This window comes from Priestia sp. P5_B4 (assembly GCF_056400385.1).
This window is the reverse complement of record NZ_JBFULJ010001536.1, coordinates 1-522: the sequence shown is the minus strand read 5'-3', so window position 1 is coordinate 522 and position 522 is coordinate 1. Positions and strand designations below refer to the sequence as shown.

The following is a 522-nucleotide window of genomic DNA, read 5'->3' as shown; positions in this document are numbered from 1 at the left end:
ATCTCCATCATGTTATTAGTCATTAATAAAAGCATAGAAACCCTATTAAATTAGGGATTTTATGCTTTTTTGCCTTTATTTATATTACTTTTTTTAGAATTAATCCCAGTAATTTTAGATAAAAACGTAAAAAACAAACGCAATCCACACTTTACTTATAGGAATAATTGTTTTAGTATGTAAAAAGATATTTGAAGGAGGTAGTTAAGGTGAATGCACTTTCGGTAGTGAGTAAACGCAATAAAAGTATTTGTACTTGTCTAATTCTTAAAGGTTACTAAAACATAAACAATACTATACTACAAGGAGAATTAGACAGATGGCTGCAAAAAAGAAATTTAAACTTAATTTAGGATTACAAGTAATTATTGGATTAATTCTTGGATTGATCGTTGGTTACTTCAGTAAAGAAGTTGGTTTGAAGTTAGAGATATTAGGAAAAGCGTTTATCCAGCTTATTCAAATGGTCATTGTCCCTCTTGTTTTCCCACTGATTGTATTAGGAATAACGGGGATGCATGA

At 29.3% G+C, this 522-nt stretch carries 1 protein-coding gene; it reads left to right on the top strand.

All coding sequences use genetic code 11. The features are described from left to right. Window positions 1-319: 319 nt before the first annotated feature. A partial coding sequence (locus tag AC1DRF_RS32025; protein WP_477742833.1) for a cation:dicarboxylate symporter family transporter occupies window positions 320-522 on the top strand: 203 nt, incomplete at its 3' end.